We start from the raw sequence: 8,219 nt of genomic DNA on the forward strand, positions 1-8,219 counted from the left end.
CGTATCCACCGGCGCCGCCAGGAGAGCGGCAGGCGGCAGACCCGGGAGACGGTCTACGCCGTCACCAGCCTCGACACCCACCAGGCCAGCCCCGCCGATCTGGGCGGATACGTACGCGGGCACTGGGGAACCGTAAATTCCAGCCACCATGTCAGAGACGTGGTGTTCGCCGAGGACGCCTCCAGCGTCCACACCGGCAGCGCACCGCGGGCGATGGCCGCTTTGCGGAACCTGGCCATCGGCAGGCTACGGCTGCTGGGAGCCGACAACATCGCCAAGACCACCCGAGCGATCCGGGACGCACCCGAACACGCCGTCTGGATCCGGGGCATCACCAACAGCCCGCTCCTACCGGGAACTTGAAGCCGCCCTGCGGCGAAGCCGGTCGGCGCCTCTGCTCAGTTCGGGGAGGTTCAGGTTCTGCGCAGGATGCGACCTGCTCCGGCCGCGACGGTGGTTGCGAGCAGCCAACCGCTTCCGACGAGGACGATCGCCACCCACTGCATGGCCCCGGACGGCCCGTAGGCGCGCTCCTGGCTGAGGTCGACGAGCGGTAGGAGGAGATCGAGGGTGTAGATGACGGGTTGGAAGCGCGGATAGGGGCCGCCGCCCACGGGCGCGGGAGGCCAGGTTCCGAGCAGGGAGCCGATGAGCACGAGCGGGTCCCGGACGCGGGCGTTGTTCAAATGGAAGGCACCGGCACAGTCCAGGTCCGTTGCCCACAAGGATTCGTCGACGGCGACGGACTGGGCGGTGACACCGGCTTCTCCCGGCGCGGGGCGGACCGTTGTGCGTTCGAGGGACAGATGGGTGCCGACGCCGAGGGAGCGCAGGTCCAGGGTGCCGTTCACCGTGCACCGGGTGACCTTGAACTCCTGGGTGACGCGGGCACTGTGGGCGCGCAGACCGGGGAGGCGGCACTCGTCGAGTTCCAGGGCCTCGAACTGTCCGCCCTCCAGCCGTGGTACCGCGTCGAAGGAGCACCGTTGCAGACGCATGGCACTGTGTACGGCGGTCTCGGACAGGTCCAGTTGCCCCCGTATGCGGACACCTCGCAGCCGGAGCCGGGCCAGGTGGCCGGTCGCTGGGGCGGCGTGGACAGCAGCAGTCTGCGTATGGCTTCCCCGCGTACCTCCGGCACGCCCTCACACCGGTCGCCGCGCCGGAACGCCTCCCACATGCGACACGCTCCTGCGTCCCACCCCGTCGGCGGGTCGTCATCCACCGCCAACTGAATCCCCCTCAGTCGAAGCGAAGCCGATCGAGCACCATCTCGCTGCCCAGGTGTGGGATTTCATGCGCTTTGGCGTGGCTGCTCCTGCTCGGACAGCTTCTTTTCCCTGTTGGGCGCGAGGATGCGTTTTGACAGCAGGTAGGTGAAAGGGATGGCGGCGACTGCGGCCGTCAATGGTGCGTACCGCTTGTCCAAGCCTATCCAGTGCACCAGCGCGAACAGGCCCGCGCTCTGCACCACAAAGTTTGTGACGTTGGTGAGAGGGAAGAGGAGGAGCTTCTTCCAGGTGGGGCGGGTTCGATAGGTGAAATAGGTGTTCATGAAGAACGAGCCGAGCATACTCAGCAGGAAGGCGATGGTGTAGGCGCCGAAGTACGGCATCCACGGCAACAGCAGCCGGTAGAAGACGTAGAACGTTCCGGTGTTGACCGCGCCGACCAGACTGAAGCGCACGACCTGTCGCAGCTGGTCGGCGCTCATCGGGCGAGGCAAGATCAGACCACTCGGTCATGTCGGTGGGCCCCGTGCCCGTCGCGCCGCTCGATGCCGTCGGCCTTGGCGGGGACGCGGTGGGCCTCCTTCACGAGGAAGTGGGGGCGCCGCTTGGTCTCGTAGTAGATGCGTCCGACGTACTCGCCGATCAGACCGAGCATCACCATCTGTACACCGCCGAGGGCCACGATGATCGCGACGAGCGTGACATAGCCGGGGGTGCTGATGCCGTTGGTCACTGCCTGGACGATGATCCACAGGGCGTAGGCCGCGCCGACGCAGACCAGGCTCAGTCCGGCCCAGATCGCGATGCGCAGTGGCCGGTTGTTGAAAGAGATCAGACCGTCCATGCCGTAGTTCAGCAGGGAACCGAACTTCCACTTGGTCTCGCCGGCTTCTCGCGGTGCGTTTTGGTAGTCGAAGGTGACGGTGTCGAAGCCGATCCAGGAGAAGAGGCCTTTGGAGAAGCGGTTGTATTCGCCGAGGGAGAGCAGCGCGTCGACCGCGGGCCGGGACAGCATCCTGAAGTCGCCGGCGCCATCGGCGAGTTCAACGTCGATCCACCTGTTGACGGCGTAGTAGTAGACGCGACTGAGCGTGGAGCGGACCCTCTTGTCTCCGCTGCGGGTCCGGCGCGCGATGATCTGGTCATGCCCGAGTTCGTACAGGTCGAGCATTCCCCTGATGAGTTTCGGGGGGTGCTGAAGGTCCGCGTCCATGATCACGACGGCGTCGCCGGTGGCTTCGCGCAGGCCTGCGATCATGCCTGCTTCCTTGCCGAAGTTGCGGCTGAAGGAGATGTAGCGGGTGGCCGCCGGAGCCTTGTGGGCCAGGGCCCGCAGCTTGGCGAGGGTCCCGTCGCTACTGCCGTCATCCACGTAACAGATCTCGTACTCGATCGCCAGGTTGTCGAGCACGCCGCGGGTTGTGGCATCGAACTGGTCGATGACCGCTTCTTCGTTGTAGCAGGGGACGACGACCGACAGCTTAATCATCGGTTTCTCCTGGTGGGGAAGCGGTGGAGCGGATACCGGACACGCCCGGCGACAGCGACGGCGAGCAGTACGGCCATGGCGAGAGCGCTCATCAGCAGCCCTGACCTGAGCCCGGGCGTGCGGTAGGAGCAGGAGACCCGCGAGCCGTTGCCCCCCAGGATCACGGCGATCAGCCCACCCAGGGTCGCGGGGCGCCTGGCCGCCTTCCCCCCTGCCGAGCACTGCCAGCCCCTCACGGCGGGAACCGAGATCACGGCGGTGCCGGTGGTTCCCTTGGGGAAGGTGGCCGCGATCGAGTGACCGCCGGCTGAGATATCCGTGGGTCCCGTTGCTCTGAGGTGTCCGATGGCGCGGTCGAGCTTCGCGCGGTCCAAGCAGCCGACCGGGGTGTTCGGGATGTCCTGCGCCTGGGCGGTGGCGAGCTGGACCGTGAGCTTTCCCCCGGCGGGCACCGTGCCCAGCGGCACAATCCCGTTGCTGGTCATGTTGAACCGTCCGGCCTGCTCGACATCGGGGCCAAGGGCCATTCCCCGGGAGTCGGCCGCGCGCACCTGACCGTGGTACCAGGGCGCGTACCAGAGCGCTTCGCTTCCGGAGGGGCAACTCGCGATGAAAGAGGTCCGTTCGGCGCCCTTGGCGTTTCCCGGCAAGTGCCAGCTGCCGTCACGCCTGCCGGCGGGTGCGGGGCCGTCGGCAGGCGTGAGCGGGGGCACTTGGTAGACCCGGGCGCCCAGCACTCGTTCCTGGTGTGCCCAGACGGTGGCGTCTTCGATGTGCCGGGTCTGGTCGCCGGGACGCAGCGTCACCACGGGAGGGGCGGGGGAGGAGTGCTGAGTGAACCCGTTCTTGTTCCGGGCCCAGTCGAGATAGCTGCCTACCCCCATGATCGCGCGGCCGACAGGGTCGTTGAAGCTGAGTGTGTGGCGGCCCTGGATGTACCAGCCGGCTCCCAGGGCGTGCAGGGCCGCGGCGGTCTCGGCGGGCACGTAGCTGCTGTAGTACGAACCGCCGGAGCCGCCGATCAGCATGGGATCGTTGTCGGCGAACTCGTGGGGGCCGGGGTCGCTGCGGGTGGTGGGCCAGCGATCGTGGGCACGGACCGCGTCGTAGGCGGCCAGGGATCTGCTGCTGAAGGTGTTCTTCGGCCTCCACCACGGGTTCTTGTCGCGGATCGCGGTGACCGAGAAGACGGTGTACGCGGTGGCGAGGAACACTGTCGTGGCGAGAGCACCGGTGACAGCGATCCCGATGCGGCGGTCGGCCCGGTGGCGGTGCAGGAGCACCAGCAGGCCGAGGGTGACCGTGCCGCCGGCGACGGCGAGAATCCAGGTGCCATGAGTGAGGTACCTGCTCGGGCTCACGACCACCAGGAGCACCGTGGTGACGCCGGCGCCGGCCAGAAGCTCCGAAGGGCGCGGAGAGCGGGCCAGCGCCAGCCAGGCGACCATCACCAGCATCGCGGTCAATGCGACAGAGGCGCGGTAGGGGCTGCCATTGGGCAGGGCGAGGCCATGCCACAGCCTGATGGTCGGCACCCAGACGTAGGAAAGGGCGACCAGCACCAACAGACCGCACCAGATGAGGCGTTCATTGCCAGGGATGCGACGCATGAAGGGAAAGGCGAAAACCAGCAGCAGCGGCAACAGGCCGACAGAGATCTGCGGGGCTGCCGGGTTCAGGCCTCCGGGCAGCAGATGGGCCAGGTAGTCGCGGACGTCGGGCGCGCCCGCATAAGCAGTGGCCGGGGCGGGCTGGGAGGATTGACTGGCCCTGAAACCGACCGTGAGGGACGGCGCCGCGAGCAGGACGCCCGTTACGGTCATGGCGGCGGCCCGGAGCAGGGCGTGCGACCGCCTGCGTGCCGGGCTCTCGTCGAGCAGCACGCGTACCACGAGGACCAGGATCATGCCGATGGTGGCCATGGCGGCCGTGTAGAAGTTGCCGGCCCAGGCGGCGAAGACGAACAGGGTGCCGAGGATCCAGTGCCGACCCTTCAGGCACCAGTCGTAGGCAATGCCGAGAAGCGGGAAGGCGACCAGCCCCCACATCCACATGGGATCGGAGAAGCCGTCAGAAATCATCCAGGCGCTGACCGCGTACCCGACCGCCAGCAGTGCGCGCAGCCAGGGCGAACCGGGACGCAATCGCCCCAGGAAGAGGGTCATCAGGCCGGCCGCAAGACCCACGCTGAAGAGCGTGACGAAGAACACCGGCAGTTCGACCATGTCGCGAGGGAAGAGGCCGACAAGCCAGGAGAACGGGTTCATCAGGTAGGTGATGAAGTCGACGAGGAACGGTGAACCGAATCCACTGCCCCAGTTGAAGACCAGGTCGCCGCTGGTGTTTCCGTGCAAAAGATCCCAGAGACGGGCGTGAAACGGTACGAACTGATTGCCCAGGTCGTTGACCGCCCGCGACCGCGAACCGAAGGGATACGTCCCGCGCGCGACCATCGCCACGCAGTACGCGCCCATGGAGATCGCAGCGGACAGGAGCGCCGCCAGGATCTGCGGACGGCGAGAGCGCGGCGTCACGATGTGGCACGTACGCGTGCGAGCTTCGGGGGAAGGTCTCAGCACCGCGGCTCTCCCACCCGTCAACTCCCCGCATATGGCGAACAGTCATAGTTCACCACGAAGTGCGTAGATCTGCCGCGCACGAGGCTCCTGCGTGTCCAATGCCGAGGCCTCGGGGTGCGCTCACGCGGACGCATGGCCCTCGCCCCGGGATCACGGTGCGAACCGGCGCTCATATGCGGATTCCGTCGATGCCAACGATGTCTGACCTTCCTTCAGATCCCCAGGCTGGTGCGGAGTGTGGGGAACCGCCGCCGAAGCGGGCCGATGAGTGGGTGGTTCTCACCTCTCCTCGCTCCGGAACCGGACCTAAGGTGACGTGTGTCGCATAGCCGATGCCGGGTCGAGAAGACACTCATGATCACGGATACAACCGTTGTCACCTGAAGGCTTCCATTTCCCCGAAGGAGACCGTCGGCACGATGGTCGGCCCTGGTTCTCCAGCATGCTCACCCGCGAGTTCATCCGCGTCCGTGGTGCCGCGGATGAGGCGCCGGAGGGCAGTCCACCCGCAGCGACGGCCGATAGCCACAGCGCCGACTCGGAGGACGGCGCCCGGGTCCGGTTCACCGAAACCAGCCGCTACGCCCGCGTCGTCGCCGACCGCGAGGCCACCGGCATCGTCGATCCGCTCGCACACCCTGCGGTCGACTGCTTGCTCGGCGGTGCCGACGGGCACGTCCCCTCGCGCTCAGCTGCCTGGCAGCTCACAGGCACCGAGGGGCGGCCGGGCCGGACCAGGCCGTCCGAGTCGGAATTCCCGGCCCCTACCAGCCCGCAGGCTCATATTCCTCGCACGCCGCTGGACCCGCGCCCGGGTCCTGGGGCTGACCCGCTGACCGAAAGAGAAGGCCCATGTCTGATCAGTCCCGCGTCGCGATCGTCACCGGAGCCTCTGGGGTCGACCGGCCAGGCCCCGCACGCCGCGACGAGCTACCGGCGTCGATGGCGGCCGGGGCCATCGACGTCATGGACGGGCTGATGCAGCCACGGCCGCTCACCATCGCGCACATCCTGGAGCGCGCCGAGAGACTCCATGCGCACAAGCACGTCACGACTGCCGGCGCCGAGCGGCTCAGCTACGCCGACGTGGCCGACCACACCAGGCGCCTGGCCACGGCACTGGACCACCTCGGTGTCCCGGTCGGCGCCCGTGTCGCGACGTTCGCCGGCAACAACCGACGTCACCTTGAGCTGTGTCTCGCGGTGCCGGCCACCAAGCGGGTGCTGCACACGATCAACATCCGGCTCTCCTCGGGGCACCTTGAATACATTGTCGACCATGCCGAGGACGACGTGGTGTTCGTCGATCGCGGGCTGCTGCCCCGGATCTGGCCGAGCGCCGACCGGCTGCCACGGGTACGGCACTGGGTGGTGATGCCCGACGGCACCGACACGGCGATCCCGGCGGACCCCCGCTTGCTGGACCACGACGAGGTGATCTCCAGCGCTGCTCCGTTTGCGGGCTCGTTCGAGGACACGTTCGCACTGGCGGATGAGAACCTGGCCTCGGGACTGTGCTACACCTCCGGGACGACCGGACCCCCCAAGGGCGTGCTCTACAGCCACCGGTCGACGGTCCTGCACTGTCTGGGAACGCTCGCGGCAGGCCTCATCGGTCTCAGCGAGAGCGATGTCGTGATGCCGATCGTGCCCCTGTTCCACGCCAACGCCTGGGGACTTCCCTACGGCGCGATGATGGCAGGTGCCTCCTTGGTTCTCCCCGGCGACTCCACGGATCCGGCTCATCTGCTGCGGTTGATGGAGGCCGAGCGCGTGACGGTCGCCGGTGCCGTACCCACGGTGTGGAAGAGCCTGGTCCCCGAGTTGCGGGCTCACGACCTGAGCGCCACGCGGCTACTGCTCGGGGGCGGCTCCGCCGTCCCCCCGGCGCTGTCCGAGACCTACCGTGCCGCACTCGGCGTACCCATCACCCATTCATGGGGGATGACGGAGGTCAGCCCCGTAGGGGCCGTCGGCGGCACGCGCACCCGGCACCGGAAGGCGACCACGGAGCAGCAGGTGGCCGTGCGGGCCGCCCAGGGGCAGCCCATGCCACTCGTGAACCTGCGGATCGTCGATGTCGAGACGGGCCTGGAGCTGCCGCGCGACGGCGACGCCGTCGGCGAGCTGCAGGTGGCGGGCCCCTGGGTGGCGGGTGCCTACTTTCGGGCAGACGGTGAGGACAGCTTCACCGGCGACGGCTGGCTGCGCACCGGCGACCTGGCCACCATCGACGCCGACGGCTACCTGCGGCTCGTGGACCGGATGAAGGACCTGATCAAGTCCGGGGGCGAGTGGATCTCCTCGATCGAGCTCGAGGCCGTCATCGCCTCACACCCCGACGTCGTCGAAGTCGCTGTGATCGCCCGCCCGGATCCGCGATGGGCGGAGCGCCCCGTCGCGTACGTCGTTCTGCGCGACGGCAGCGCCACCACGGCGGAAGGGCTCCTGCGGCACATCACGCCGATGGTCGCCAAGTGGTGGCTGCCCGACGAATTCTTCTTCATGACAGCACTGCCCAGGACGGGCACCGGCAAGCTGTCCAAGAGCGCCCTGCGGGACTCGGCGCGTACGACCTGAGCCACGCTCCGTCATGTTCGACGTTCCACCCCGTGGGGAGCGCCACACGGAGGACCGCCCGATCGGTGAAGCACCCCACATGACCCACGTCACTTACTAAGAAGGCTAGTAGGGGCAATGGAGGTCTACGTGAGTGCCCGCACCACTCCTGACCTGGGGATTGAGACTCGGCTCACATGAGCCGCCATCCTGGCGGGTGCGGCCGCAACTAGTAAATGGGGTCATTGCGGACATCCTTCCGGCCTGTTTGTCTTGGGGACGTCGCCAGGCGCCACGAGCCCGTACGGGCCGCGGCGCCGACGTACGCCGCCCCTTCCACACACCACGTGGTCACGGCGT

At 67.8% G+C, this 8,219-nt stretch carries 6 protein-coding genes and 1 pseudogene; 2 read left to right on the forward strand and 5 right to left on the reverse strand.

Going from position 1 to position 8,219, the window contains the following annotated elements; translation table 11 throughout:
* Positions 1–363, forward strand: a pseudogene (locus tag ACFYW8_RS44240) (ISAs1 family transposase); the annotation flags it as partial.
* Positions 364–413: 50 nt separating this feature from the next.
* On the opposite strand, the gene ACFYW8_RS44245 reads toward ACFYW8_RS44240, so the two are convergent.
* From ACFYW8_RS44245 to ACFYW8_RS44265, 5 genes are all read right to left on the reverse strand, one after another.
* Entirely contained in the window at positions 414–998 is a 585-nt protein-coding gene (locus tag ACFYW8_RS44245; RefSeq protein ID WP_389093712.1) for a hypothetical protein, read from the reverse strand.
* A gap of 296 nt (positions 999–1,294) precedes the next feature.
* Positions 1,295–1,714 (reverse strand): GtrA family protein, encoded by a 420-nt coding sequence (locus tag ACFYW8_RS44250; RefSeq protein WP_365882767.1) that lies wholly within the window; start codon positions 1,712–1,714, stop codon positions 1,295–1,297.
* A gap of 14 nt (positions 1,715–1,728) precedes the next feature.
* Entirely contained in the window at positions 1,729–2,721 is a 993-nt protein-coding gene (locus ACFYW8_RS44255) for a glycosyltransferase (protein WP_389093716.1), read from the reverse strand.
* On the reverse strand, positions 2,718–5,255 hold the full coding sequence (locus tag ACFYW8_RS44260; RefSeq protein ID WP_389093720.1) for a YfhO family protein: 2,538 nt from the start codon (positions 5,253–5,255) through the stop codon (positions 2,718–2,720). The genes ACFYW8_RS44255 and ACFYW8_RS44260 overlap by 4 nt, the downstream gene beginning before the upstream one ends.
* A 421-nt stretch (positions 5,256–5,676) precedes the next feature.
* Positions 5,677–5,976, reverse strand: coding sequence for a hypothetical protein (locus ACFYW8_RS44265; protein ID WP_365882760.1), 300 nt, complete (start codon positions 5,974–5,976; stop codon positions 5,677–5,679).
* A gap of 176 nt (positions 5,977–6,152) precedes the next feature.
* On the opposite strand from ACFYW8_RS44265, the gene ACFYW8_RS44270 reads away from it, so the two are divergent.
* A complete protein-coding gene (locus tag ACFYW8_RS44270) occupies positions 6,153–7,880 on the forward strand; it encodes a long-chain fatty acid--CoA ligase (protein WP_389093726.1) in 1,728 nt (575 codons plus the stop codon).
* Positions 7,881–8,219 lie beyond the last annotated feature (339 nt).

It is taken from the genome of Streptomyces sp. NPDC002742 (assembly GCF_042888885.1).
Classification (GTDB): domain Bacteria; phylum Actinomycetota; class Actinomycetes; order Streptomycetales; family Streptomycetaceae; genus Streptomyces.